The following is a 25,559-nucleotide window of genomic DNA, read 5'->3' as shown; positions in this document are numbered from 1 at the left end:
TATGCAAAAAAATATTGATATGGTAATGGCGGCTTTCGATTATAATAGAGCGGAACCCTGTATTGTACGGGAAACCGATCATTGGGCGGTTGTGTATAAGCCGCCGCATCTCCCCACTGCACCGCTCCGAGCGGATGAACGCAATACGCTGGTATACTGGTTTTTGCATAGCCCTGAGGCAGAGGGCGATGTTCTATTCGATGATATGCAAACAGATGCGCTACTCGATGCTACGCAGATAGATCCACAGGAGCCGCCCGCCGAATACGGGCGGGATATTCAGGAAGTTCAGGTCGGCAATAAACCAGCGATACGGCCGACAGGACGACGTATTCGGGAGGCGCAGGTACGCGGCAAAAAGGCGATTGAGGCGGGGTTGCTGCACCGGCTCGATACGGATACGCGGGGGCTTGTGCTTTTTGCAAAGGATCAGGCGGTATACGATTTTCTTGCGGCCCGGCAGGAAGCGGGGCAGATAATAAAAACCTATTGCGCGTTCGTAGAACCGACTCTATCCCGGGCTATGGAATATAATGGGTATAGCTTTAATGCAACAGAGTTAGCTACGCTGAAAGAGCTGTCTGCTGCACAGAGAGGGATAGCAGCAAAAGAACGGATAGCAGTACAGTTACCGCTTACACTGGAAAGTCAGTTTAGGAATTTCGGCCCCGGCGCAAAAAGGGTTGCTCCGGTTGTTTCCGGTTCGCGGCATTACAAGAAAGACGGGCGGCTGTATACGACGGTGATCGAGACGATCGATATTTTGCCATCCCCAATTGATGGAAACGATACCGTCCCTGAAACTGTTTGTGAATCCCTTTCGCCCCCGCCGCCCATTCGGCTTTGCTGCCGCCTTTCCCGCGGATACCGGCACCAAGTGCGTGCTCATCTGGCCGCAGCCGGACTTCCGATTGTTGGTGACCCCCTGTATGCGCCACAGGGAACGGAAGCCCCACCGGAAGCCGCACAGGTGAGCTTACAGCTCTACGCGGTCAGCCTTGCGTTCCCCGATCCTGAAAACCCTCAGCAGAATATACGCGTTGTGCTTCCGCTGCCAGATAGAATGAACCCGTAATCAGCAGCGGCCGGTTTTCGGCGACACTTTGGGTAAAGGCCTTCTTTAATACCGCGTTAAAATCTTCACTTGATTCCATTACAACGTTGGTTTCATTCTCGAAAACCTGTGTAAATGCGCCGACGGTTTTTTCTAAATTCCCCTTTTTAAACGCGCCCGGCACGGTTAAGTAGAGATAACCAACTTTATCGTAGAATATCGGCGCAAAACCGGCGGGGTCTTTGTCGGCTGCGCAGGCAAACACCAGTATCGGCTTAGCATTATCTAATTTAGCGGAGCCATTGTCGAGGAGAGAAAAGAACGTGTCTGCGCAAGTCCGTATGCTGTTATGGGTATGCGCACCGTCGATGACGATTAAAGGCTTCGTACTTAAAAGCTGGAATCGCGCGGGGAGCCATGCCTTTGAAAGCCCTCTTTCAATTAACGCTTCCGGCATATCGGAAAAACGGTATTTAAAAGCAGCGGCGGCGAGCGCAGCGTTCTCCGCCTGTACGGGCGTAAAAAGTGGGAGTATTGCGTGCAGCGGACGTTTAAAGAGCGCCCCTACCGGATGCGCGGCGGAAAAGCGGATGGTAACTTCGCGGCCTTGCGGTATCAGCCGGTGTTCAATCGTTTCGATAAAATCGGGCAGATAAAAGAGCGGAGCATTGAGCGCTTCAGCCCGCCCCCTGAATACTTCAAGCGCGGAATTCGGCTGGCGCGAGCAAAAAACGGGAATCCCCGCTTTAATGATGCCCGCTTTTTCCGCTGCGATGAGCGGAATGGTATGGCCGAGGTATTCACAGTGTTCAAGCTCGATCGGCGTCAGCACGGTTATTTCCGGCTGCACGATATTGGTAGCGTCAAGCCTACCCCCCATGCCGGTTTCAAACACCGCCCAGTCGAGCCGCTCCTGCCGGAACAGTACAAAGGCGGTCAGTGTCACCAGCTCAAACCAACTCGGCTGGGGTTCAGTCTCTTTACCGATATGCGGCATGATGCTCTCCCGTACGGTACGGAATGCTTTGAGGTAGGCTGAATCGCTGAAAAAACGGCCGTTTTCCGTTATCCGCTCGCGGAAGTCGTTTACGTGAGGAGAAGTGTAGAGGCCGGTCTTATAACCGGATTCGGAGAATAAGGCCGAAAGCATCGCCGCAACGGAGCCCTTTCCCTTTGAACCGGCTATATGGACGCACTTATACGCCGTTTGCGGGTTGGAAAAAAGCGCGGCATAGTATCCGATAACCTCAAGCGAAAAGGTCTTTTTGTGCGGCCGTTTTTCAAAGTTGATAAAACCGTCAAGCCATCGGTAAAAATCGTTTAGATTGTCTACAAGCGTTTGAGATGGTGCAGCGGTATATATTGTATTCATAATGATTGTCGCTCGTTTTGCAGAGGTGTCAGGTTTGTTCATGATAGTTGTAGTTTAAAACGCCCATTGAACGGACGTTTTTCAATTTTTTAACGGTACATAGCCATTGTTATCAATGATTTTTTGACCTTCAGGAGAAAGGATCCAATCTATCAGCTTTTTTACATTTACATTTTTGTTATCCTTTCTGTAAACAGCAAAAAAGTGTGAAGATAGAGGATATCTGCCATTTTGTATATTTTCTTTTGTTGGTGCAATTCCATTTAAAGAAATCATTTTTACATTTGCATTTTGTGTTATTCCTTCTACATAATAACGAAATGAGTAACCAATAGGACTTCCAAAGAAAATGCCAAAAGGATTTAATCGTATCTTTTCTCCATTCATAAATTTTAAGAATGCGGTTTGACTGCCGCTTCCTTCTTTTCTTTGCCATGCTGCAATTAAAGTATTTGTTCCACCAACTTTTTTCCAATTTTTAATTTTACCGGAATATATTCCTTTTATTTGTTCAATTGATAAATCATTGACAGGATTCGTTATATTCTCAATAAATACAAATGCTTCTAAGCCAATTGGAACAAACTCTAATTCTATATTATTTTGTTTTGCATACAATAGTTGCCCTTCTGAAGGTGAGGCGCAAAAAATTATATCTGCAACGCCATCAACAACGGCTTTGTAAGCGCCTCTCGTATTTCGCATTTGAACTTTGCTTTCTTTGGTGAACTTTTCACCATCGAAACAAACTGATTTTTCAGGATAAGTTGCAGATGCAATCGCAGAAAAGACTGGATATAGTGCACTTGCTCCATCAAGCACAGGGATGTTGTCATCTATTTGAAAATGTGATTTTACATAATTTGTTTTTGAGTTCTTGTCAAATGGAAGATAATCCTTTAAATCAATTGCAAGAGTTGAGATTTCGTTACTCCCAGCTACAACAGATATCATACCTGACTTTCTATGTAAAATATTAAATTGTATTCCTGAATATAAAAGGCTTATCATTCCTAATAGAGAAATCATAATAAAAAGGATAACAGTAATTTTTTTCATGCTACATTCCATAAACAGAAATTGAATAAATGATAGAAAACAAAAATCCCCCAATAATCACAATCCATGCTACAATAATTATTGAACAAATTATAATTTCTTTTTTTAAGGCTTTTCTTTTTTCAATATTTTCTTTATTTGTCCTGCAAAATTGTATTATAGCACTTATCAACCAAATTAATGCTACAATAGGAAGACCAAAAATTAAAAATTCCATTTATTTTCTCCATGTTCCTGTGTTACCGTGTGAGTATCCGCCTACCATTTTTTGATTGTCTTGAATCGCTCTGTTTGATAATTATGTTTGATAATATTGTACGGTATAGTTTTTCAGTCTGCTTATTAAAACAGACATGATAGACGGTCATATCCGCTTTTGTTTCCATTAAGTAGGCATAGACGGTGGAAAGAGCAATTGTTGCAGCTTCCTCCATAGGATAGCCGTATACGCCCGCACTGATACAAGGAAATGCAATCGTTTCACAGTGAAAGTCTGCGGCAAGAATGAGCGAGTTGCGGTAGCAGCTTGCGAGCAGTTCCGGTTCTCCATGTTTGCCGTCCTGATAGATCGGTCCGGGCGTATGGATAACATATTCTGCAGGGAGCTTATATCCGCGTGTGATTTTTGCCTGTCCGGTTCTGCATCCTTTGAGTGCGCGGCATTCTTCCAATAATTCGGAGCCTGCGGCACGGTGAATCGCTCCGTCAACACCTCCGCCGCCGAGCAGAGTGGTATTTGCTGCATTGACAATTGCATCTACTTTTAGCGTAGTTATATCTGCACAGATAATTTTGATATCCATAAATTCCTAATTATGATCGATATGAACCGAATACGGTATGTTTTTGAATTAAAAACCGGCAGTCTATTGCTTGTCGACGAGAGAGCTGCTGCCGGTTATGGATTAAAAAGAGTTAGTCGTCCCAGCCGACGCTGACTGTGGTAGACCCGGGACGGACTTCTTCGCTAATAGGCTTGGCTATACCCTGCCGGTTACTGCCTGAGTCAATACCGGATGCGGTGTAGGCAGCAGCTGCTTGTAATCGGTTATCCGAAGTGTCAGTTGCGACAGCCACAGGAGCGGTTACCGTACCCACTTGACTCAAGGTACTGAATTCGCCGGAGGCAACCATTTTCGGTATTCCGATACCGATACCCGATTCAAACTGAACGGCTCCATGGTCTACGAATAAGTTATATCCGTCGAATTCAAATCCGGTACCGCGCACGGAAGCGGTTGCCGTCGGACTCTTAACCTTAAATTCCGCTTTTTCGCCTTCTTTCGGTGTAACTTCCGCCTTAACCCGCCCGGCCATCAAAAACATCTGCGTTTTTGTTGTTCCTTCTGATTTTATCAGCTCTTCAAGTGATAAGCGGGTAACAGGTTTTACCGTCAGTACTGCCGATTCCGTTTTAAGAATAGCGGTACTCTTAAAGCCGGTAGAGATAAGAGAACCGGCAGGTAAAACATCACCTACTTTTGCAGCTTTCCAATCTTTTCCGGGATGTTTGCATTCAACTTTTCCGGCAATTTCGGTGACTGTTGCTGTCAGGTTAGCTGCTGCAGCTGAGAAAATTCCTGCCATGCAGAGTAGTAAAATTCCTAGATATCTTTTCATAGTACACCTCCTAAAATGAAGCGCTATAGGGGAGCTCTAAAAACTTCAGTTTGTAGCGGTTCCCTATAGTTTTACGGTAAATGTCAGTTCAGTCAGCCAGCGCAGATTATACGCTGTGATAACTTTCCGATTTGGTATAAAGATGCCTCCGGTGAATGATGCATCAAAATCATTATGGAATTGATACGCTACTTTCGCCGATAATTCGGATCCCATGTAGGCAGGCGAGCGTATGGTATTCGGAGAGGTCAGCAGTATGTATGATAATTCCGTTAAAAGACCTTGTATCGGGCGAGCGTTTACCGTGAGTCCTCCGGTAAGCGTATTGCTAAACGAGCTGATCGACCCATTGGCAACAACTGTTTGTTTTGTGTCTGTAATAGGTACAAATGAACGCATCGGTCCTGTACCATCGTAGTTTCCTGCTGCCCAGTTGAGCTTACCGGTTACCGTAAAATAACGCCAATTGGGGTTAAAATATTGTACTGCAAGTCCCGATGCGAGTGAGTAGGTAAATTTTGGAGCTTCTCCTAATTGGAGGGCTATCCAGTATTGCCAGTTAATATTCCTGCCTATCCGTCCATGGATATACGGTATAAAGTATTGCGTGTGTGTCCTTCCGGTTAGTTTAAGTAAATCAAATTGAGCAAGGGCATCGAATCCTATTGTATGTGAAGGAATAACCTCTTGGAAAGAGGCCGAAAGAAGGAAGAACAACCGTTGAGGGGCAAGTACCTTTTTTTTATTGTTCAAACGTTCGATATCATCCAAATCTATTTTGATTTGTGCATCGGTTTTATAGGTAAGTCCCGTATAGCCAAGTGCAAAAGCAATGTTGGCCTTCTTGATTATAAGGTTGATTTTGCCACCATCAAATAAACCGCTCAAAATTTTATTTGAATAGTCGTTGAATGAAGTACGTCCGACTGACCATTGCAAGCCGATCTCATTAAAGATCTTATTGCCCGACCAATCCGTTCTTTTCAGTCTAAATGCTTGGTGGATCGGGAGCAATTGAGCTGCTCCCTTAGGATTAATAGGGAAAGCCCCTGAAAATCGGGCTTCGCCGGAAATATATATCGATGAAAAATCCTTTACGGGAAATTCAACGAATGCTTCCACTGCATTTGCCTGCGATATGTTAAAAGTCTTATTTGTACCGTTTAACTCGGTACTATTGGACAGGTTGACACCGAAATCCAATGCGGCAGCATACATTGTCATACCACCCGCTATGATAAGAAAGGATAGTATACGTTTCATTGTTCACCGCCTTGTACCGTATCGATGCGTCCGAGTATTTGGAGCATGGTAGATCCCGTCATCGGTGCATCGGGATCGTTATTATCTTGGATAACCGCGAGGTACTTCAGATCACGATATGCATATCGTGGGCAGGGATAGATGCGGTACATTAAACCTCCTTTTATATTGAAGGACTTCATTAATAAAAAAGCGTAGGTCTTGACCGGTATTACATCGCCTGCCGTAACCGAATCCCGTATTACATTTTTATTTCCGCTTTTAAAGCGGTCAAATGCTGTTTCAAAATCAAGCTTGTCGGATCCGTCATTCAAGGCTGTCTGTATCAGATAGGCGGCTTGTCCGAAGGTTGTTTTTTCAGTCTCTAAAATTGTATCGATCTTTTCAGCCGCTTGGCCGAATGATGCCGCTATGGTAATCAAAACCGCAACGGTAATACATACAGTACGTTTCATTCTGTCCCCCCTTTTAATAAAAAATGAAGTTTTTAGCATCTTCCCATTGTATAACTCTCGTACATATCTTACTATAGATTTAATGGGGAGTAAAGAGTGAAGAAAAAAACATCGTGGCCTTCAATTGTTATACCGTGCATTATCGGGTTACTGAGTGCGGGAGTCTACCTATTTCCGTTTTGGATAGGTGTTGAAAATCGGCTGTATGATTTCTTTTTAGGACTAAAGTCTGATGTTAAAGAGGATTCTTCTATCGTGCTGCTGGATATCGATGATGTATCCATCGAAAAAGTCGGTCTTTATCCGTGGACCCGTAATACGATTGCAAAAGGCTTGGAAGCGTTGACACAGCTCGGTGCGGAGTTTGCAGTCTTCGATATTGAATATATCGATAAAAGCCCGATGAGTGTGGATTTTACCTATTTAAACGGTGCGTTAAAGTCCGAGTTTGCCGCTTCTTTTGAAGAAATCGGCGCAAATGTACAGGATATTTTTGCAGCCCTTGCCAATAATCAAATCACGCTGCCGGAGGCGGGCGTATATGGGAGCGAATTGGTGGATTTAATCGATCAATCGCGGGATACTCTCTACCGGCATACAAAGCAGGTGGCGATAGAGAACGATAGCTATTTAGGACAGGCAATGCGGCTGTTCGGTTCGTCGTTTATTACGGTTAATATGCAGGACGATCCTCCGAGCGAGGGTACGGAAGATTTATATGCGATTGCGAAAGAGCGGTTTGTCTATCCTAAACTGAAAGTGAACGCCCCTTTATCGGATGGGCGGCATAGCGCTTTAGTACCGATACCGGAAATCAGCCGTATGGCTGCGGGAGCGGGGTTTACTAATGTGTATATCGACAGTGATGGCGTGAGGCGGCGTATCCGGTTGACGGATAATATCGGCGACACGGTGTTTATGCAGCTTGCCTTTTCTCCGTTGTTGAAGAAACTGGGGGCTCCCGAAGTTGTCATCGATAAAAACCTCGTTACGTTGATCGGTGCCGTGTATGACGGTAAAGAAGAAAATGTTTCAATACCGCTTGATTCAAGCGGTATGATGTTGATTCGCTGGCCGAAAAAAAACTATCAAAACAGCTTTACTCATATTCCTTTCTATCTGCTGATCGATTATGCCGAAAGCGGAGAAAAAACGGCAAGCAGTTTACGCCTGTTACGGGCTAATCAAGGATGGAACCTCGGCCCCGGCTACGCGCCGATCGATACATGTATGCAGCTATGGGATGAAAGCGAAGAACTGCGTCGTACTGCCCTGGAATCGGGGGCTGTGCAGGATAAGGAAGCTTGGCTTACTGCTGTGCAGACCTATTGGGATACGGTAAAAAGCTTTTTTGAAACAGACTACGGTACGTCGGTAGCGCACTTGTTCAACGAGGCAAAACAAGCTGGGAATCCTGAAGATGCGAAACTCTACGATCAGGTAAAGGCCGATTTCGAAACGCTCTATGCAAATGCCGCCGCATCGTATAACCGGCATACGGAGCTTGAAACGGCGCTTGCCGGTAAACTTAAAGATGCTTTTTGTATTATTGGGTGGTCAAGTACCGGTACAACCGATATCGGTGTTAACCCCTTTCACAGCGAATATGTGAATGTCGGTACGCACGCTGCGGTCGCCAATACTATTTTGCAGCGTGATTTCTTACAGCAAGCGCCGGTTTGGGTGTCGGCTCTGCTCGCGATTGCGTTTTCTTTCGGTATTATTGTGGTTATCCGCCGGTTCAGCACCCTTGTTCAGATTATTGCAGGAGTTGTGCTGTCCCTCGTCGTGCTGATGGTGAATCAACTCATATTCCACTTTACCGGTATTTATATCTTTATTATCTCACCGGTGCTGGCACTCTTCGTATCGTTCTTAACCTATTCGATGGTGTCGTTCATCATCAGTGAGCGCGAAAAGAGCTTTCTCCGCAAAGCATTCGGCACATACCTTTCCGGCGATGTTATCAATGAGATGATAGAAGATCCTTCCATGCTCAAGCTCGGCGGGCAGAAAAAATGGATTACCGCAATGTTTACCGATGTCAAGGGCTTTTCCACAATAAGCGAAGCGCTCGATGCGGAACATTTGGTCAAATTGCTGAATATCTATCTTTCCGGTATGAGCGATATTATCTTGGAACAACGCGGCACTATCGATAAATACGAAGGGGACGCCATTATATCGTTTTTCGGCGCTCCGGTGGATTATAAAGAACATGCCCGCCTCGCGTGCCGTGCTGCAGTGCTGATGAGACGGAAAGAGGTTGAGCTGAACGAGCTTTTCATGCGTGAGGGAATGAGCCCCAATCCGCTTTTAACCCGCATCGGGATTAACACCGGCGATATGGTTGTCGGGAACATGGGCACCGAACGGAAGATGGACTATACGATTATGGGTAACGCGGTCAACCTCGCCGCCCGTTTGGAAGGGGTAAACAAACAGTACGGTTCATGGCTTTTGATTTCCGATATGACGAAAAATGAAATCGGCGACGAATTTATTACCCGCCGCTTCGACCGCGTGCGTGTTGTCGGTATCAATACGCCGGTGCAGCTATGGGAGTTGGTCGAATTAAAGGATGCAGTCGATTCGGCAACGCTCGACTTTTTACGCCGTTTTGAGGAAGCTCATTGCGTGTTTGACCGGCGGGATTGGAAGGAGGCCTTTAAGCTCTTTAAAGCGCTCCGCGAAGAGCGGCCTGATGATGGTCCCTCCGATGCCTATTTGCGCAAGTGCGAGGCCTTTATCCAAAAGCCTCCTGCGGACAACTGGGACGGCGTTTTCAGCCTTACGCAAAAATAGGATAGGAATACCTGTTCGGAAACGTCCGTTTCAGAACAGGTTGCCTTGAAATGCGATATTCTAATGGTTAAAAAACGTCTGATGCGGTTGTTTCGATGTTAATGACCGCGTCGGCGATATTCAGCGTTGACTTACGGTGCGAAACGAGCACAACCGTCTTTCCGGCGCCGGATTCCTTGAGCGATTTGAGGATGATACGCTCGTTAAGGGCATCCAGATTGCTGGTAGGTTCGTCGAGAAGGAGTAGGGGAGCGTCGTGCAAAAATGCACGGGCAAGTCCGATACGCTGTTTTTCTCCGCCCGACAGGGTGTCGCCGAGTTCCCCGACCGGCGTATTATACCCATCGGGAAGGGTGGTAATAAAGTCGTGAATCGATGCTTTTTGCGCCGCCGCGATGACTGCTTCCTCCGACGCATCCAACTTGCCGATTTTGATATTGTCGGCAATGGTGCCTTTGAAGAGCTGGCTTTCCTGTGTAACGCAGGATTCCATCGCCCGCAACGCTCCGGTCGGGACGGTTTTTATGTCCTCGCCTGAGATGCGTATCGCGCCTTTTTGCACTTCCCAAAACCGCATCAGCAGTTTAAGCAGGGTAGACTTACCCGATCCGCTTGCGCCGTGTATGCCGGTAATGCTATCTTTTTGAATGACGGCGCTGTAATCGTGCAATATCCGTTCGCTGCCGTAGCTGAAATCAATATGATCGGCCGCAGCGCCTTCAAATGAGCGCTGTTTGCCGTCGGGGGGGATTTCTTCTACGAGCGGCTGTTCTTCCAATAGGCTCAAGATACGGTCGCCGCTTGCGAGCGTTTGATGTAAATTATTGGAAAGCTGCGCAAGAGCAAGCACGGGGCCGAAAGAGGCGCTCATGCCGAGTGTTATTCCTACGGCGGCGGCAAAGTCGATGCTTCCCTGCCGGAAAAGCATAATAGAAAGAAAAAGTTGAGCAAAAGTAAAGAATAAAATGACTGTGTTCGTTTCAATACGCTGCCGTGCTTCCTGTGTACTTAAATATTCCCCGCCTTTCCCGAGATTATCCGACCGCTGCCGCAGCTCGGTTCGAATACGTTCCCCCGCCCCGTATTGGATAATTTCTTCCAAGCCGCGCAGGGCTTCAAGAACAAAGCTATTCAAGTTTCCGAATTCCGTTCTAAAGGCAAGTCCCTGTTCGCTTGTCCGCTTGCCGTTGCGCAGGGGAATAATCACGCCTACCGTAATATACCCTGCGAGTGCGACCGGTACCGCAATAAGACTGCGGCTGCCGAGAAAGATCAGCATACAAAGGGAGGTCAGCACCGCGATAACGATGGGGGAGATAGTATGGGCATAAAACACTTCCAAAAGCTCGATGTCGATGGTTATCAGTGAGATCAAATTCCCTTTATCTTTGCCCTCCAGTTTTGCCGGAGCGAGCTTCCGTAAGACACTGAATACCTTATGCCGGATAATTGCTAAAAGCTTAAACGCGATATAGTGATTGCAGTATTGCTCTCCATAGTGGAGCGCACCCCGAAGAACGCCAAGAATGATGATCGCTATAGCAATCTGTTTAAGGCTGAGCCCGAAGAATGTCTTTCCGATCGCGATCGGTACTTTGTCATAAATCGCAGCGATAACAGCTTCGCCGCCGAGGATGGTGATAAAGATTGCGCATAAAAACCCGAGCACTCCTGCGGTAATTGCAATCACCATAACGGGAAGGAGGGGGCGGACAAGGGTAATCAGTGAACCCATTATGGTCAGGGCACTTCTGCGTTTGGATGTATTCATTTATCGCTCCTCATGTACTGCTTGACTATCGGCAGTGTTGCCGTACCGTTCCAACTCCGACTGGCTCTTGTACAAAGCACAATAGCGGCCGTCCAACGCCATCAATTCGTTATGAGTACCTTTTTCGGTAATTCGTCCGTGTTCCATAAAGTAGATACAATCGGTGTCTACGCTGTTTGCCAACCGGTGCGAAATAAGCAGCACCGTCTTTGTTTGTTTCAGCTCATGAATAACCTGCAATATCCGCTCTTCGCTTTCAATATCGATATTGGAAGTTGCTTCGTCAAAAATATAGACGGGGCTGTCGAAGAGGAGGGCGCGTGCCAATGCAAGCCGCTGCCGCTGTCCGCCGGAAAAATTCACACCGCCTTCCTGTAGTTCGGTGTCCAAGCCCTTTTGCGTATCTAAGAAGTCTGAGAGGTTTACTTTTTTGAGCACGGCAGTCATTTCTTCATCAGAAGCATCCGGCTTTGCAATCCGTAAGTTATCTCCAACGGTTCCTTTAAAAAGATACGCATTGTGTTTTACGACCGCGATATGCCGCATGATACAGCATTCATCGATGGTTTTCAGTTCGTCTGCACCGAACAGGATGCGCCCCGTATAGTTTTTATGCTTACCGGAAAGGAGCGCTGCAATCGTGCTTTTGCCGCATCCGGATTCCCCTGCAAGGGCGATAAATGAACCGTGCGGAATGGTGAGATTGATGTCTGCAAGGATTGCTCGTTGCTCGGTATAAGAGAACGAGAGGTCTTGAACGGTGATACCGGCGGCGCTGTCGATGGCGCCGGACGCTTCCGCAGGTTCGGGTAAGTCGAGGATATAGAAAAGTTTATCCGAGGCGGCCATTCCGTTCATCGCGATATGGAAAAAAGAGCCGAGCAGTCTAAGCGGGATAAAAAACTCCGCCGACAAGAGAATGATGCTGAATGTCGCCGCAATCGAAATACTCCCTGTGGCAAATTGATATGCTGCGGTGATGATACCGGCAGCAGCTCCTCCGTAGGCAATTACATCCATAACGGTAATGGAATTGAGCTGCATACTGAGCACCTTCATTGTGATGCGCCGGAAGTGTTCCGCTTCTCTGTCCATCTCTTCGGCTTTTGCCTCATCCGCCTGATATATTTTCAGCGTTGTCAGTCCCTGAAGGTTTTCCAAAAACCTGTCGCCGAGCCCTGCATAAGCGCCCCAGTATTTACTGAGCAGCCGCTTGGCGATTTTTTGCACGGCAACAATGGAAATCGGTATGAGGGGAACGCAGCCGAGGAGGATGAGTGCCGCCTTAAAACTGACCGGCGCCAACACCGCAAACAGGGTGAGCGGCGCAAGGAGGCTATAGAAAAACTGAGGCAGGTATCTGCCGAAGTATATTTCAAGCTGTTCAATCCCATCTGAGGCAAGCTGCACTACTTCCGAAGTAGCGATGCTATCCCGATAGGCTGCGCCGAGTTTCAGCAGTTTCGCGTAGAGTGCATCCCGCAAGGTTGTTTTAACATCCCGCCCGGCAAGAAAGGCATAGCGGGTTGCATACTTTGTTGCAACAGCCCGCACTGCAAGCGCCGCTATGAAAACAACACCCGCCGTAATCATTCCTTTTGAGGTAATCGTCCCCTTGAACAAGGATTCCAAAAGACGCCCAATAAAAAACACCGCCGCAATCTGCGAAACAAGGGCGATCCACTGCCATAAAACGTTTAAATAAACGTAGCGCTTCGAATGCGCCAAAAACGTAATTAATCTTTTCTTTATCATAAAGTTATGTACGAAGATAATATTACCATTCTGCGGGAAAATCCTCAAGCTATGGGAAACATCCTAAACACCAAATATGCCCCTGTAAAAAGATTTGTGTAAACAACATAATTAACGATAATGCCTTCTTCCGGAAAAAAACTGTGCGGAAAGTAAAATGGATATCCGCGCTCCAATGGGCTTATGCTTTTGATGCGGTTGAATTAATTTGTAATGGGTAATGTGCAATTGATAAGTTTTCAAAATCCTATACTCTATGCTATAATGTAGTCAGTGAGAGGAAATCGCTATGTCTACTGCAAACAGAAAATATAAAGACTCGGTATTTGTTGACCTATTCAGTGAAGATGAAAAGGCAAAAGAAAACTTCTTGTCGTTATATAATGCCTTACACGGAACAAACCTTCAACTTTCCTGCCCTGTAGAAAACATAAAGCTTGATAATGTCATGTACATGAATATTATAAACGATGTTTCCTGCCTTGTAGACAATAAGATTATCGTTCTTGCTGAACACCAATCTACCATAAACGAGAACATGCCATCGCAAAGACTGTACCTCCTTGTACAGTCTTTGCTTACGAGTTTTTGCCTAATTGCCTAAAGCAAAAACTCGCTGCTGTATGGAATCACCGCCATCCATGGCGGTTCTGAAAAGCCTTTTGGAAATAGACGGCGTAGATACAAGGAGTTAGGCAAAAAAGTACCGCAGGCGTATCTATGATACGTTGAGGACACTTTTTTGCCGTACGACGCAGTAGATGCGTCGTTTATTTTCAAAAGAACCTGAGTTCTATGTGTTCTACAACGGATTAAACGACTACCCTGAAACTATAGTGTTAAAACTATCCGATGCTTTTATTACAAAACCTGAACGGATACCGTTAGACCTTGAGGTAAAGGTATATAACATAAACAAAAGCAAGGGAGCAGAAGTATTGAGCCGTTGCAAAACCTTAGATGAATACAGTTTGTTTATTGAAGAGGTGCGCATCCAAACGCAACTCGATCCTGGAAACGGCTTTACCAATGCGGTAAAGATATGTATAGAAAAAGGAATATTAAAAGAATACTTACAGCGAAAGTCACGGGAGGTGATCAATATGTTAATAGCCGAATATGATTATGACACAGATATTGCAGTACAGAGAGAAGAAGCAGGAAAAATAGCCTTTGCCAAAGGGATATCTCAAGGACTATCTCAAGGTTCCCATCAAGCAAAGCTTGAAACAGCACGACTTATGCGTCAGCGTGCTTATCCTGTAGCAGAAATTTGCTTAATTTCCGGTCTTACCCAAGCCGAAGTGGAATCGCTTAACTAATTGCTAAGGGGAGGAAAGACACTTTTTTCGGATAAAGGTTTCTTTCCTCCCCTTCAACCCTTCCTATCTTCAAAATAACCGCTTAGGGTTATCACCCTAAGAACCCGCCTTTATCCCAAGAGCTTTGCATAAAAGTCTGCTTTGCTTTGTCCTTGCTGGGCTTCTTTAATGTTTGCCCCGATGCTCGTTCCGCTTTTTAAAAGCTGTTTTGACATAACAAACTCACGGTTCGTATCGCAAAGCTTTTTGTACAAGGCGATGACCTTCAACGCAAACGCTTTTGATTTATCAACAATCACATTATCAATTGGTAATTTGTAATTTGTAATTACCAATTATCTATTATCAATTGCCCCCCTTAGCTTTGTTCCTGACGCACATTGGTATTGTTGTTGAAAGCAGAGGCTGGTTCCACTGCAACTGCATCATCGGAGTCCGTATTTCCATTTAGTAATTTTTAATTAAAAATGATGAATTTGCCGCATTTTTCAAGCCAAAAACATCTAAAAGTCGTATAAGGACTATAGGAGGTGTGAATGACACAAAAACCTTTTGAAGACCTCACCATTGCCGATGATTTCATGTTCTGTAAGGTTATGGAGTATGAACCTATCTGTAAAGAATTTCTTGAGATGCTTTTTAATGCTAAAATCGAGAAAATCACGTATCTATCGTCCCAAAATACTGTTACCGCTAATTCCGGAGCCAAAACCGTCCGACTGGATGTATTAGTAAAAGACAAAGCCGACACATCTTACGATATTGAGATGTGTTTTCCGATAGACATCCGTGTCTATCGGAAAACACGAGTTTTGCCATTCAGCAAAACATCGCTGCTGCTAGAACCAGCGGCATCCGTGCCGCTTCTGAAACACCTTTTGCAAAGAGGCGGAGCAGATGCAAGGAGATAGCCGAAAATAAAGCGGAGGCGTATCGGGTATACGTTGAGCATTTATTTTCGGCGTACGACACAGCAGATGCCCGCATATTTGTAAAAGATGCAAAAAAGATTATACTCAATGCAAACTGGTTTAGAACCGCAGATAATAAGGAATTACAAGGCTTTTTACAGTATGTAAAAACCGGCAAAGTAACGACAGCATATACAGGGAGGATAGAGCAAATGATACAAACAGTAAAACGCAACGAACAGCTGAGGAAAGAATATCACATATTACCGGCAGTACTGATGGATGCTTTCGATGAAGGCGAAGCCCGCGGTTCCCACCAAAAAGCGCTTGAAACAGCACGTATCTTAAAACAATTAGGCGATTCCGTACAAAAGATAGCACAAGCAACCGGCCTTACCACAGCTGAAGTGGAAGCAATTTGTAATTGATAATGTGTGATTTGTAATTTGTAATTGAGACTGTGAAGTCCTTTCTGTAAATTCAGTAGGCTGCGGTAAAAAGTTTTAATGCGGGTATATCCCACAAGTAGCTGACAGCTACTGTTTATTTTTTGAATATAAAATACTGTTGATTTTTTATCAAGAGTTAAATACTAAAGACAGCTTCCTTGCTGTGAAATTGTCTTTTTTTATAGATTAGTCAGGCAGGCGACCTTCGTACATTATGCACATTTCTCCGTAGGCCTGACCCCAGTTGTGAATCGGCTGAGTCCATTTTTTTGTTGCTTCAAAAGTTGTAAGATACAAAGCTTTGAGCAGAGCCTGGTCGCTTGGGAATACACTGCGCTGGCGATTGAGTTTTCGGTAACTGGAATTCAGGCTTTCAATCGCATTCGTGGTGTAAATGATTTTCCGGATATCCTTAGAGAACTTAAAAATAGGCACGACAACATCCCAGTTTTCTATCCAGCGCTTCATGGAGTTCGGATATTTTGCGGACCATTTTTCAACAACTCGGTCGCGAGCTTTCAGCCCTTCACCTTCGGAGGCTGCGTTGTAAATTGTCTTCAGGTCAGTAGCGAAAGATTTCATGTCTTTGATGCAACGTATTTCAGAGTGTTGCGGACCATGTGAACCATACAGCGCTGATAATCAGTTTTTGGAAATGCGGCATAGATGGCCTCTTTGATACCTGTAAGGCCGTCAGCACAGATAATCATAATATCCTGCACTCCACGGTTCTTAAGCTCATTCAGAGCGTTCAGCCAGAACTTAGCACTTTCATTTTTGCCTATGGCAAGCGACAGCACTTCCTTACGCCCGTCACAGGTAAGTCCAAGAATTACATAAGCGGCTTTTTTGACAATCACTCCGTTGTCTCTGACAGAATAGTGAATGGCATCGATGTAAATGACCGGATAAACATCATCAAGCGGCCGGTTCTGCCATTCTTCAATCTGCGGAACTATCTTATCTGTGACATCGGAAATAAAACCCTCAGACACATCAAAGCCGTAAATGTCTTCGATGGTGTCTGAAATCTGACGGGTTGTCATTCCCTTTGCATACATTGATATGATTTTATGATCGATGTCAGAAATATCTTTCTGGCCTTTTTTTACGACCTGCGGTTCGAAAGTTGATTTTCTGTCTTGAGGAACTTCCAGTTCAACTTCTCCGATACTTGATTTTACAGTCTTTGACTTGTAACCGTTTCGGTAATCATCGTTGTCAGAACGCTCAGATTTTTCATATCCCAAGTGAGCCTCCATCTCTGCTTCCATCATTTCTTTGATGGTTCCGCCTAGAAGGTCTTTCAGTGCTTCCTGAATATCCTGCGCTGACTGGATGTCGTATTCTGAAAGCAAAGTTTTAATAATCTCTCTTTTGCCTTCAGTCATTACAACTTTGTGTGGTGGTGTTTTTTCCTTTGCCATACGTTGGCTCCTGTCTTTATTTTACCACAGTACCTACTTTTTAGGAATTTACAGAAAGACTTTCACAGAGTCTTGTAATTTGTAATTTGTAATTTGTAATTTGTAATTGTTTTCCCCTCAGTTTCAATTTTTATCAAAAAATAATGAATTATCCCCATTTTGTTAGCCATTTCTTCATCCGTGTTCTATAAGTAGTTATATATACCTATGGAGGAACATACTATGAAAAAACACAACCGTCGATACAAAGATTCTGTCTTTGTCGACCTATTCAGTACAGACAAAACCGCGAAAGCTAATTTTTTATCGCTATATAACGCGCTGCACGGTACTGATTACCAATCTACTGCTATTCTAAAGAACATACGGCTGAAGCAGGTACTCTATATGAGTTTCGCTAACGATGTATCGTATCTCGTTGACAATAAGATTATCGTGCTGGCAGAACACCAATCGACCATAAATCCTAATATGCCAATCAGATGCCTTGAATATATTGCTCGCTTATACGAACAGTTTTATAAATCAAAAGAAAAGTATAGCCGTAAACAGTTAGCTATCCCAACACCGGAGTTTTATGTCTTTTATAACGGAAAAGAACTATATCGCGGTGATTCGCTCTTGAAACTATCTGATTCATTCACTCAAAAACATAATGAATATGCCCTTGAATTATCCGTAAAAGTGGTTAATATCAATTATGATAAAGCAAGTGAAATACTTGAGCGCTGCAAGCCGCTGAAACAATACAGCTTGTTTGTTGATGCCGTACGTCGCAATATTGCTGTTGATAAGGAACATGGGTTTGAAAAAGCAATTAAAGAATGCATACAAAACGATATTTTACGGGAATACTTACAACGAAAATCGAAGGAGGTTCTGAACATGTTAATAGGTGAGTATGATTATGATACCGACATAGCAGTACAACGGGAAGAAAGTTTTGATATGGGTCGCTCAGAGGGTTCACACCAAAAAGCGCTTGAAACGGCAAAAAATCTTCTGCAATTCGGGCTTTCTCGGGAAAAGATAGCGCAAGCAACCGGCCTTACCCAAGCAGAGGTCGAAGCAATTTGTAATGGGTAATTCATAATTCTGAATTGTTTTTCCCTCAGCTTCAGTTTTTATCAAAAAACGATGAATTATCCCCATTTTGTTAGCCACTTTTGTATCCGTGCTTTATATAAAGGGTATGGAGGCGAAAATGGAAGACACCTATAGATTAACACTTAAAAACGATTATTTATTCAAGCTCTTGCTCGGTTCGGAAGAAAATAAAGCCTGCTTGCAGGACTTTCTTGAATGCGTACTGGATATGCCCAGTGGTATGATTGCAGACCTTGAACTGCTGGACAAGGAACTTACCAAAGATGAGATAACCGATAAGACCGGTATTCTCGATGTTAAGCTTCGATTAAAAGACAGCACGACCATAGACATTGAAATTTCGTTTACCGATAGACGTCCATGTCTATCGGTAAACACGAGTTTTGCCATTCGGCAAAACGTCGCTGCTGCTTGAAACCAGCGGCATCCGTGCCGCTTCTGAAACGGAGTTGCGTAAAAAAGCATACCTGCTCAGCTTTTATTTTAGAATAAGCTTTGGAACAAAGGCGGGTTCTTAGGGTAGAACCCTAAGCCGTAGTTTTTCTTTTGGGGGTTATAGGGGGTATTTTCTTTTTATCGGAAAAAAAGAAAATACCCCCTAACTTTTTTCTATTGGTCTAAAATGTACATTGAAGGATTTAAAGAGGGTGAACCGTATACCAGTTTGGATAAGAGCATTACTATTAACCTCATTTCACAAGGATTTAACCAAAGTAGTGAGATGCATTCTGCCTACAGTTTATTGGAACAAAAAACATATAAGCCGCTCACCGATTTAATGGAGATACATTTTCTCAGCCTATCGGCAGCACGAAAGTTCGAGATACAGAAAGACCCTATCGAAAAACAGCAAAAACTGATAAACTGGTTACGGTTTACTGGAATTCACCCTTTTGAAAATAGACGATGCAGGTGCTAGAAGCCAGCCGAAATAAAGTGGAGACGTATTGGGTATACGTCGAGCATTTATTTCGGCGTAGCGACAACGCAGATGCGCCGTATATTTTCAAAAGATGATAAGGAGGTAAGAACTATGTTAGCAGCCACATCACCCGTATTGCAAATGCTGAACGAGAAAGTAGACGTTCTCAGTTTGACCCCCGAAGAACGGAAGCTTTATGAATCGCGGATGAAGCTGAAAAGCGACATAGCAACTATCTCAGAGGTTCAATTCAAGTCAGGTCTTGCAGAAGGTAAATCCCTCGGTCTCGCTCAAGGTTCCCACCAAAAAACGCTTGAAACGGCAAAAACAATGCTTACTATGGGCTATCCGCTTGTGGATATCTGTAAAATTTCCGGTCTTACCACAGACGAGGTCGAATCAATTTGTAATGGGTAATGTGCAATTCATAATTACCAATTATCCATTCCCCCTGTGTTTCGTTATAGCGACGAGGATTTTGATGATTTCTTGACAGTCTTGGTAGATTGCAGAAAACTCTTCTTCACCGATATATCCGCTTTCGTGTAAAAGCTCCAGCCAATATTCCGTTTCGCTTGCCTCTTTGAGCGAGATATAGAGCTTTGCATAAAAGTCTGCCTTGCTTTGTCCTTGCTGGGCTTCTTTAATGTTTGCTCCGATGCTCGTTCCGCTTTTTAAAAGCTGTTTTGACATAACAAACTCACGGTTCGTATCACAGAGCTTTTTGTACAAGGCAATGACCTTCAACGCAAACGCCTTTGATTTATCAACAATCACATTGTCAGTTTTCATTTCTCTTAATTGGTAATGTGTAATTTGTAATTGACAATTCGACAATTACCCATTACCAATTACCCATCACCAATTACCCATTACATTAAATCTCAACCCCGAGCCAGCTTCCATTCCACTTATACATCTTCCACTTCTTGTTATTTTTAGCATTATTAAAGGCTGCGGCTAAATCCGGCGGAGTGCTAAAATCTTTGTGATTGCCCTCGGTAACGCCGGATTCTTCGGTGTAAAGAATACACTCCCCATTATCACTATCCTGCCGCGTCGGTAAATCGTCAAAGAGTTTGGTAAAGGCTTGTGCGGTGAGCTTATTGTTGTAGCAGCGTAGCGTTCGCAAAGCAGTTAGGCCCTGCACATTAAGTGTAGTGAGTTGATTGTTTCCGCAGTATAGCCATCCCAAAGCGGTTAAGCCCTGCACATTAAGGATGGTTAGCTGATTGTTATAGCAGTACAGCCCTTGCAAAGCGGTTAAGCCCTGCACATTAAGTGCGGTGAGTTGATTGCCGCCGCAGGACAGGCTTCTCAAAGCGGTTAAGCCCTGCACGTTAAGGGCGGTCAGCTGATTGCCGTGGCAGTTCAGCTCTTGCAAAGCGCTTAAGCCCTGCACGTTAAGGGCGGTCAGCTGATTACCGCGGCAGCTCAGCTTTTTCAAAGCGCTTAAGCCCTGCACATTAAGTTCGGTCAGCTGATTGACGTCGCAGCTCAGCTCTTGCAAAGCGCTTAAGCCCTGCACGTTAAGGGCGGTCAGCTGATTGACGTCGCAGAATAGCTCTTGCAAAGCGCTTAAGCCCTGCACGTTAAGGGCGGTAAGCTGATTGTAGCCGCAGAACAGCCTTCTCAAAGCGCTTAAGCCCTGCACGTTAAGGGCGGTAAGCTGATTGTTGCCGCAGAACAGCCTTCTCAAAGCGCTTAAGCCCTGCACGTTAAGGGCGGTGAGCAGATTGTCGCTGCAGTCCAGCGTTTGCAAAGCGGTTAAGCCCTGCACGTTAAGGGCGGTGAGCTGATTGTAGCCGCAGTCCAGCACTTGCAAAGCGGTTAAGCCCTGCACATTAAGTGCGGTGAGCTGATTGTAGTAGCAGAACAGCTTGATGATCTTGCCTTTGAGGATAACCCTTCTGCCTTTTGCGTGCAGCACAGTTTCGGTACCGCTTGTAAGCTCCGTTTCGGTGCAGCCTTCCACCGTAATGGGTGAGTTATCGGCGGTTGTTACCTCAACGGTGATGTCGAGCCTGTCGGGGCTTAAGATGAGCGAAGCACCGCCTTCGACAAAGAGTGATTGAAACTTCACTTTGATGTCCGCATTTGCCGTTACCGTGTAAGTATAGCTTGTATCCATGCCTGCTTCGCCGATAACTGTGCCGCCGTTTGTCCACTGTTCCACCACATAATCAAGAGCAGGTTCCGCCGTAAAGACAACAGACTTACCCTGTTCGACTGAATCGCCTGAATTGATTTCCTTGCCGTCAACTTGGGCTTTCAGCGTGCCGTGCCCGCCTTCTACGCTGAAAGTTACCCCGTGTTTGGGTACCTGCGATACGGTTTTTCCCTTTTCCTCCTCAACCAGCATCTTCTTTAAAAACGGGTTTTTACAAGCAGAAACCGATACTAAAAGTACCGTCAAAACTAAAACAAAAATTTTTTTCATATTCTAAATCCTCCGCTTACTCCGGCAGCCCAGATTACCGGATAGCCACCTCTTATATACGGTTCGATAAAAAAGGTTTTTACTGCAAAGCGGTAACCGAATGTTCCTTCTCCCAAGCCGAATACAAAGGGTTTTGCGCTCTTTCCGTTCCAGCCTAAGGAAACGCCTCCTTCCGCCTGAACAAAAAAGCCTGAATCGCAGGTTTTAAACTTTGCAAAATCATAAAAATTCCAGCGGAACAAAACAGCCGTATCAAGAAGACTGTATCTTTTAAATCCCGTCGAATACAAGAGCTTTACACCGGCTGAAAATCTGCCCGTTTTAACCCAATTAGGCAATACAATGAGCCCGTAAAGCCCTGCGCCCAAGGCATAGCCTTTCGGCATGTTCATATTCCCTTCCGCCGAAAGACCCAAAGACCAATGAAGACGGTCTTTTTCTCTCTTAGGTTCATCCTCAACCTCTTGAGCAAAAAGAACGGAAGCTCCCAAAAATACCAGCGCACAGAGCGCTGCCTTTACACAATTTTTCTTCATACATCAATGCTCCCGATAAGTAATTTTTAATTGGTAATTTGTAATGTGTAATTTTCTTAAATTACCAATTAATTAATCGCTTCCACTTCTTCTTTACTGAGGCCGGTCATCTGCATAATAAAATCAAGTTCACAATTCGCATGTTTCATCAATTTTGCCGTTTCAAGAGCTTTTTTGTATGAACCGTCGGAAAAGCCCTGTTGTATTCCTTGCTCAATTCCTTGCTCAATCCCCTGTTCAATTCCTTCGGCAAAGGCGATTTCATGTTCTTCGGCTCGCTGTACTGCAATATCTGTTTCATAATCATATTCTGCCAGTAACATATTCAATACCTCCTTCGTCTTGCGTTTTAGATATTCACGCAAAATATTATTTTCTATACATTCTTCAACGGCTTTTTCAAAACCGTTTTGACTATCTATCTCTTTCCACTTGCGCACCGTTTCCACAAATATACTGTATTCCTGCATTGTCCGGCAATTTTCCAATACGGGATGACGGTTTTGTCGGTTTATGTTTATTACTTTAACGGTCAACTCAAGATTAGTTTCCGTTCCTCTTTCTATAAAGGCCTCCGATAGTTTCAGAGTTTTATCGGAAGGATATGGTTCCTCACCGTTATAAAAAACATAAAACTCAGGAACCGGAATTTTTAAAAGCTTACGGCTGTATTTTTCCTTTGATTCAAAGAGGGTTTCATACAAGCGGCTTACATACTCAAGACAGCGGAGAGGCATATTGGGATTTATCGTCGATTGGTGTTCTGCAAGGACTATTATTTTGTTATCGACAAGATAAGACACATCATTATAGAATGCCATATAGAGGATCTGATCGAGCCTGACCGTTTTTAGCTGCTCTGTATCTTTCAAGTCCGTTCCATGCAGAGCATTATATAGCGATAAAAAATTCTCTTTTGCTTTTTCGTCTTCACTGAAAAGGTCGACGAACACCGAGTCTTTATATTTTCTGTTTGAAGTACTCATAACTTATGCCCTCTCTTGCTTTAATTATACCATATCTTCAGTAGTTTTAAAGGAACATTTTTTTTAATTTAACCGCAAAGGACACTAAGAGCGCAAAGGAATTTAAGGGGAGCTTTGTTTGAAGTATTCTTTACTTTCCTCTTTGCGAACTTTGCGGCCTTGGCGATTTTTTTAATTTAACCGCTTTTACCTCTTGGGCAAAAAGAAGGGAAGCGCCCAAAAATACCAGCGCACAGAGCGCTGCCTTTACATAATCTTTCTTCATACATCAATGCTCCCGATAACTAATTGGTAATTTGTAATTTTTAATTGGTAATTTGTAATGTGTAATTTTCTTAGAAACTTGTATAATAAAAGTAGACAGGTAAAATGGAGAATATATGGGACGTGTTTACAAGAATTATACGAAAGATTTAAAAGAGCAGGCATGTAAGCTGGTTGTTGAAAAAAACATACCCGTGCGCATTGTGGCAGAGAAATTGAGTGTACGAGTACAGCTTTTATACAAATGGTTAAACCAATATGAAAGCTATGGACAGGAAGCTTTTGTCGGTTCAGGACGAGTAAGAAGTGCAGATGCGCAACTGAAGAAACTGCAAAAGGAAAACGAGTACTTAAAACTGGAGAATGAAGTACTAAAAAAAGCAGCGGCATACTTTGCGGAAAAGTGAGCGAATGCGTCAAAATAGCAAAAAAATATTTTTCTCAAAGAAAAATAAGCACTGTATGCCGGATACTTGGCGTATCGCGTAGCAGCTACTATAGGCAAGCAAAGGAGCAGAAAGAAGAAGAAAAACAGCTTGAGCAGCGTATCATTTCTACATTTGCCAAACATAAGGGAAATTATGGGCGGATACGGATCAAAAAAGCGCTTGAGCGAGAGCATATCAAAGTGAGTGAATGGAAAATTGCTCGAATTATGAAAGAGAACGGGTTAATAGCGAAAGGAGGCAGAAAGAAAGGGCGAGGGAAAAGGAGCAAAATGGTGCAACAGGAAAAAATAATTAAACAAAATGTGATTAAGGACAAATTTGCCGTGAAGGAAGTAAATAAGCTTTGGAGTTCGGATATCAGTGAATTTAAGATAACAGGAGGCAAGGTGTATGTTTGTGGGATAATAGATGTTGCAAGCAGGGTGATTGTTGGTTGGTCAATCCAATTACATATGAGAGAAGTCATTGTACATCAAGCTCTGAAAATGGCTTGCGGCCGCCATGTGAATGTACCAGCTGAACGCTATATGCACACTGATGGCGGTAGCCAGTTTTGCTCAAAAAAGACAACGGAGCTGATTGAGAAAGCAGGCTTTATCAAAAGTATGTCAAGACCCGAGTTCCGCAAGACAATCAGCCAATTGAAAGTTTCTGGAAGACCATGAAACGAGAGATGCCGAGTATTCGCCATATGAAATTTGAACAGGCGAAAGCAACGATAGTCGAATATATAGAGTTGTATTATAACAGTGAAAGACTTCATTCAAGTATTAATTATCGAATACCAAATGAAGCTTACCAACAATTATCAATTTAATGTGTCTACTAATACTTGACAAGTTTCTGTAATGTGTAATTTTCTTAAATTACCAATTATCCATTACCCAATTAATTAATCGCTTCCACTTCTTCTTTACTGAGACCGGTCATCGATACACTGTTGACCGGTGATCGATTTCGATGACGGTGATAACCAATTTATCATCATGGATACGGCACAAAATGCGGTAATCGCCCGCGCGGTAGCGCTATAGACCAGCAAGGTTTGAACTAAGCGCTTTTCCGCGGGAGCGCGGATTACCGAGCGCGGCAATTTCGCTCATATACCTTTTAATGCGGTTTTGTATCGGCTTATCAAGACTTGAAAACTGTTTACCTGCTTTCGGAGCGTATTCAATTTTCATTTTAATTATAGTCCAAGCTCTTTGTACAGAACTTCAGCAGGGATTGCAGGTTCCCCGCTTTTTTCAAAGTCAAACCACGCCTTTTCGGCGAGTGCAGCATCTTCAGCATCTTCTTGCAATTCGGCAAGGTAGCGGCTTAGGGCATTTTCCAAAACCGTATCTTTGGTTGCTCCGCTCATTTGTGCAGCCTGCTCTAATTCCCGATATGCTTTATGTGTCATAGTCATTGTAGGCATAGTAAGCCTCCTCGTCTTTTATTATACCATAGGTCATCTCTAAAAACTCGGTTAGCTTTTAGAGATGACCGACGAGTTTAAACTTAAGCCTTTATACAATAATGACTTAAGTTTAAACGTCGCAAATTAAATCTAAGGAAAACCTCTAAAAACTGAGGTTTTTAGAGGTTCC

23 protein-coding genes and 7 pseudogenes are annotated in these 25,559 nt (G+C 44.1%); 12 read left to right on the top strand and 18 right to left on the bottom strand.

Annotation, left to right across the window (positions count from 1 at the left end; translation table 11 throughout):
- Position 1 precedes the first annotated feature (1 nt).
- Positions 2–1,075 carry a pseudouridine synthase gene (locus tag GWP43_RS08725; RefSeq protein ID WP_162663832.1) on the top strand — a complete coding sequence of 358 codons (1,074 nt, stop codon included), beginning with the start codon at positions 2–4 and terminating at the stop codon, positions 1,073–1,075.
- Here GWP43_RS08725 and GWP43_RS08720 read toward each other — a convergent pair.
- From GWP43_RS08720 to GWP43_RS08690, 7 genes are all read right to left on the bottom strand, one after another.
- Positions 993–2,426 (bottom strand): bifunctional folylpolyglutamate synthase/dihydrofolate synthase, encoded by a 1,434-nt coding sequence (locus GWP43_RS08720; RefSeq protein ID WP_162663831.1) that lies wholly within the window; start codon positions 2,424–2,426, stop codon positions 993–995. The genes GWP43_RS08725 and GWP43_RS08720 overlap by 83 nt on opposite strands.
- A gap of 81 nt (positions 2,427–2,507) precedes the next feature.
- Positions 2,508–3,485, bottom strand: a complete 978-nt coding sequence (locus tag GWP43_RS08715; RefSeq protein WP_162663830.1) for a PstS family phosphate ABC transporter substrate-binding protein — start codon at positions 3,483–3,485, stop codon at positions 2,508–2,510.
- 1 nt (position 3,486) lies between these two features.
- Positions 3,487–3,702 carry a hypothetical protein gene (locus GWP43_RS08710; RefSeq protein ID WP_162663829.1) on the bottom strand — a complete coding sequence of 72 codons (216 nt, stop codon included), beginning with the start codon at positions 3,700–3,702 and terminating at the stop codon, positions 3,487–3,489.
- A 22-nt stretch (positions 3,703–3,724) separates the two neighbouring features.
- Positions 3,725–4,288, bottom strand: coding sequence for an O-acetyl-ADP-ribose deacetylase (locus GWP43_RS08705; RefSeq protein ID WP_162663828.1), 564 nt, complete (start codon positions 4,286–4,288; stop codon positions 3,725–3,727).
- Positions 4,289–4,400: 112 nt separating this feature from the next.
- Positions 4,401–5,105: a FecR family protein gene (locus tag GWP43_RS08700; RefSeq protein ID WP_162663827.1), complete on the bottom strand. Its 705-nt coding sequence runs from the start codon at positions 5,103–5,105 to the stop codon at positions 4,401–4,403.
- A 63-nt stretch (positions 5,106–5,168) separates the two neighbouring features.
- Positions 5,169–6,368 (bottom strand): hypothetical protein, encoded by a 1,200-nt coding sequence (locus tag GWP43_RS08695; protein WP_162663826.1) that lies wholly within the window; start codon positions 6,366–6,368, stop codon positions 5,169–5,171.
- Positions 6,365–6,823 (bottom strand): hypothetical protein, encoded by a 459-nt coding sequence (locus GWP43_RS08690; protein WP_162663825.1) that lies wholly within the window; start codon positions 6,821–6,823, stop codon positions 6,365–6,367. Before GWP43_RS08690 ends, GWP43_RS08695 begins: the two co-directional genes overlap by 4 nt.
- 96 nt (positions 6,824–6,919) lie before the next feature.
- On the opposite strand from GWP43_RS08690, the gene GWP43_RS08685 reads away from it, so the two are divergent.
- The gene (locus GWP43_RS08685; protein WP_162663824.1) at positions 6,920–9,628 is read left to right on the top strand and encodes a CHASE2 domain-containing protein; all 2,709 of its coding nucleotides are present in this window, start codon (positions 6,920–6,922) and stop codon (positions 9,626–9,628) included.
- Between the two features lie 67 nt (positions 9,629–9,695).
- On the opposite strand, the gene GWP43_RS08680 is transcribed toward GWP43_RS08685, so the two are convergent.
- Together GWP43_RS08680 and GWP43_RS08675 are read right to left on the bottom strand one after the other, a co-directional pair.
- Positions 9,696–11,399, bottom strand: coding sequence for an amino acid ABC transporter ATP-binding/permease protein (locus GWP43_RS08680; protein WP_162663823.1), 1,704 nt, complete (start codon positions 11,397–11,399; stop codon positions 9,696–9,698).
- Positions 11,400–13,154, bottom strand: a complete 1,755-nt coding sequence (locus GWP43_RS08675; RefSeq protein ID WP_162663822.1) for an ABC transporter ATP-binding protein/permease — start codon at positions 13,152–13,154, stop codon at positions 11,400–11,402. It lies immediately after the preceding gene.
- Between the two features lie 289 nt (positions 13,155–13,443).
- On the opposite strand from GWP43_RS08675, the pseudogene GWP43_RS08670 reads away from it, so the two are divergent.
- Both GWP43_RS08670 and GWP43_RS08665 read left to right on the top strand, forming a co-directional pair.
- Positions 13,444–13,710: pseudogene (locus tag GWP43_RS08670) on the top strand (hypothetical protein); the annotation flags it as partial.
- 226 nt (positions 13,711–13,936) lie between these two features.
- Positions 13,937–14,476 (top strand): annotated as a pseudogene (locus GWP43_RS08665) (hypothetical protein); the annotation flags it as partial.
- Positions 14,477–14,586: 110 nt separating this feature from the next.
- On the opposite strand, the gene GWP43_RS08660 reads toward GWP43_RS08665, so the two are convergent.
- Entirely contained in the window at positions 14,587–14,811 is a 225-nt protein-coding gene (locus GWP43_RS08660; RefSeq protein ID WP_230977624.1) for a four helix bundle protein, read from the bottom strand.
- Positions 14,812–15,012: 201 nt separating this feature from the next.
- Here GWP43_RS08660 and GWP43_RS15630 point away from each other — a divergent pair.
- Positions 15,013–15,815, top strand: a pseudogene (locus GWP43_RS15630) (nuclease/transposase family protein).
- 207 nt (positions 15,816–16,022) lie between these two features.
- Here GWP43_RS15630 and GWP43_RS08645 read toward each other — a convergent pair.
- Positions 16,023–17,263 (bottom strand): annotated as a pseudogene (locus tag GWP43_RS08645) (IS256 family transposase).
- A gap of 222 nt (positions 17,264–17,485) precedes the next feature.
- Here GWP43_RS08645 and GWP43_RS08640 point away from each other — a divergent pair.
- The 4 genes and pseudogenes from GWP43_RS08640 to GWP43_RS08625 all read left to right on the top strand — a co-directional run bounded on the left by GWP43_RS08640 (position 17,486) and on the right by GWP43_RS08625 (position 19,709).
- Positions 17,486–18,349 (top strand): Rpn family recombination-promoting nuclease/putative transposase, encoded by an 864-nt coding sequence (locus tag GWP43_RS08640; protein ID WP_162663819.1) that lies wholly within the window; start codon positions 17,486–17,488, stop codon positions 18,347–18,349.
- 118 nt (positions 18,350–18,467) lie between these two features.
- Positions 18,468–18,710, top strand: a pseudogene (locus GWP43_RS08635) (PD-(D/E)XK nuclease family transposase); the annotation flags it as partial.
- Positions 18,711–18,983: 273 nt separating this feature from the next.
- Positions 18,984–19,289, top strand: a pseudogene (locus tag GWP43_RS08630) (PD-(D/E)XK nuclease family transposase); the annotation flags it as partial.
- Between the two features lie 114 nt (positions 19,290–19,403).
- Positions 19,404–19,709, top strand: coding sequence for a hypothetical protein (locus GWP43_RS08625; RefSeq protein WP_230977622.1), 306 nt, complete (start codon positions 19,404–19,406; stop codon positions 19,707–19,709).
- Between the two features lie 21 nt (positions 19,710–19,730).
- On the opposite strand, the gene GWP43_RS08620 is transcribed toward GWP43_RS08625, so the two are convergent.
- From GWP43_RS08620 to GWP43_RS15250, 5 genes are all read right to left on the bottom strand, one after another.
- Complete coding sequence (locus GWP43_RS08620) at positions 19,731–20,084, bottom strand: four helix bundle protein (protein ID WP_162663818.1); 354 nt, start codon at positions 20,082–20,084, stop codon at positions 19,731–19,733.
- 85 nt (positions 20,085–20,169) lie between these two features.
- Positions 20,170–21,732 carry an InlB B-repeat-containing protein gene (locus tag GWP43_RS08615; RefSeq protein WP_162663817.1) on the bottom strand — a complete coding sequence of 521 codons (1,563 nt, stop codon included), beginning with the start codon at positions 21,730–21,732 and terminating at the stop codon, positions 20,170–20,172.
- The gene (locus GWP43_RS08610; protein WP_162663816.1) at positions 21,729–22,268 is read right to left on the bottom strand and encodes a hypothetical protein; all 540 of its coding nucleotides are present in this window, start codon (positions 22,266–22,268) and stop codon (positions 21,729–21,731) included. Before GWP43_RS08610 ends, GWP43_RS08615 begins: the two co-directional genes overlap by 4 nt.
- Positions 22,269–22,336: 68 nt before the next feature.
- The gene (locus GWP43_RS08605) at positions 22,337–23,254 is read right to left on the bottom strand and encodes an Rpn family recombination-promoting nuclease/putative transposase (protein ID WP_162663815.1); all 918 of its coding nucleotides are present in this window, start codon (positions 23,252–23,254) and stop codon (positions 22,337–22,339) included.
- Between the two features lie 130 nt (positions 23,255–23,384).
- The gene (locus tag GWP43_RS15250) at positions 23,385–23,519 is read right to left on the bottom strand and encodes a hypothetical protein (RefSeq protein ID WP_269138839.1); all 135 of its coding nucleotides are present in this window, start codon (positions 23,517–23,519) and stop codon (positions 23,385–23,387) included.
- Positions 23,520–23,634: 115 nt separating this feature from the next.
- On the opposite strand from GWP43_RS15250, the gene GWP43_RS08600 reads away from it, so the two are divergent.
- The 3 genes from GWP43_RS08600 to GWP43_RS15625 are packed head-to-tail and all read left to right on the top strand — an operon-like array spanning position 23,635 to position 24,784.
- Positions 23,635–23,925: a transposase gene (locus tag GWP43_RS08600; protein ID WP_162663442.1), complete on the top strand. Its 291-nt coding sequence runs from the start codon at positions 23,635–23,637 to the stop codon at positions 23,923–23,925.
- Positions 23,922–24,632 (top strand): IS3 family transposase, encoded by a 711-nt coding sequence (locus tag GWP43_RS08595; RefSeq protein ID WP_162663814.1) that lies wholly within the window; start codon positions 23,922–23,924, stop codon positions 24,630–24,632. The genes GWP43_RS08600 and GWP43_RS08595 overlap by 4 nt, the downstream gene beginning before the upstream one ends.
- Positions 24,608–24,784, top strand: a complete 177-nt coding sequence (locus GWP43_RS15625) for an integrase core domain-containing protein (RefSeq protein ID WP_162664821.1) — start codon at positions 24,608–24,610, stop codon at positions 24,782–24,784. The genes GWP43_RS08595 and GWP43_RS15625 overlap by 25 nt, the downstream gene beginning before the upstream one ends.
- A 109-nt stretch (positions 24,785–24,893) precedes the next feature.
- Here GWP43_RS15625 and GWP43_RS08585 read toward each other — a convergent pair.
- A pseudogene (locus tag GWP43_RS08585) lies at positions 24,894–25,151 on the bottom strand (type II toxin-antitoxin system RelE family toxin).
- Positions 25,152–25,156: 5 nt separating this feature from the next.
- Positions 25,157–25,387, bottom strand: a complete 231-nt coding sequence (locus tag GWP43_RS08580) for a hypothetical protein (protein WP_162663440.1) — start codon at positions 25,385–25,387, stop codon at positions 25,157–25,159.
- Positions 25,388–25,559 lie beyond the last annotated feature (172 nt).

It is taken from the genome of Treponema vincentii (assembly GCF_010365865.1).
Lineage (GTDB): Bacteria > Spirochaetota > Spirochaetia > Treponematales > Treponemataceae > Treponema.
This window is presented reverse-complemented; position numbering and strand designations above follow the sequence as displayed.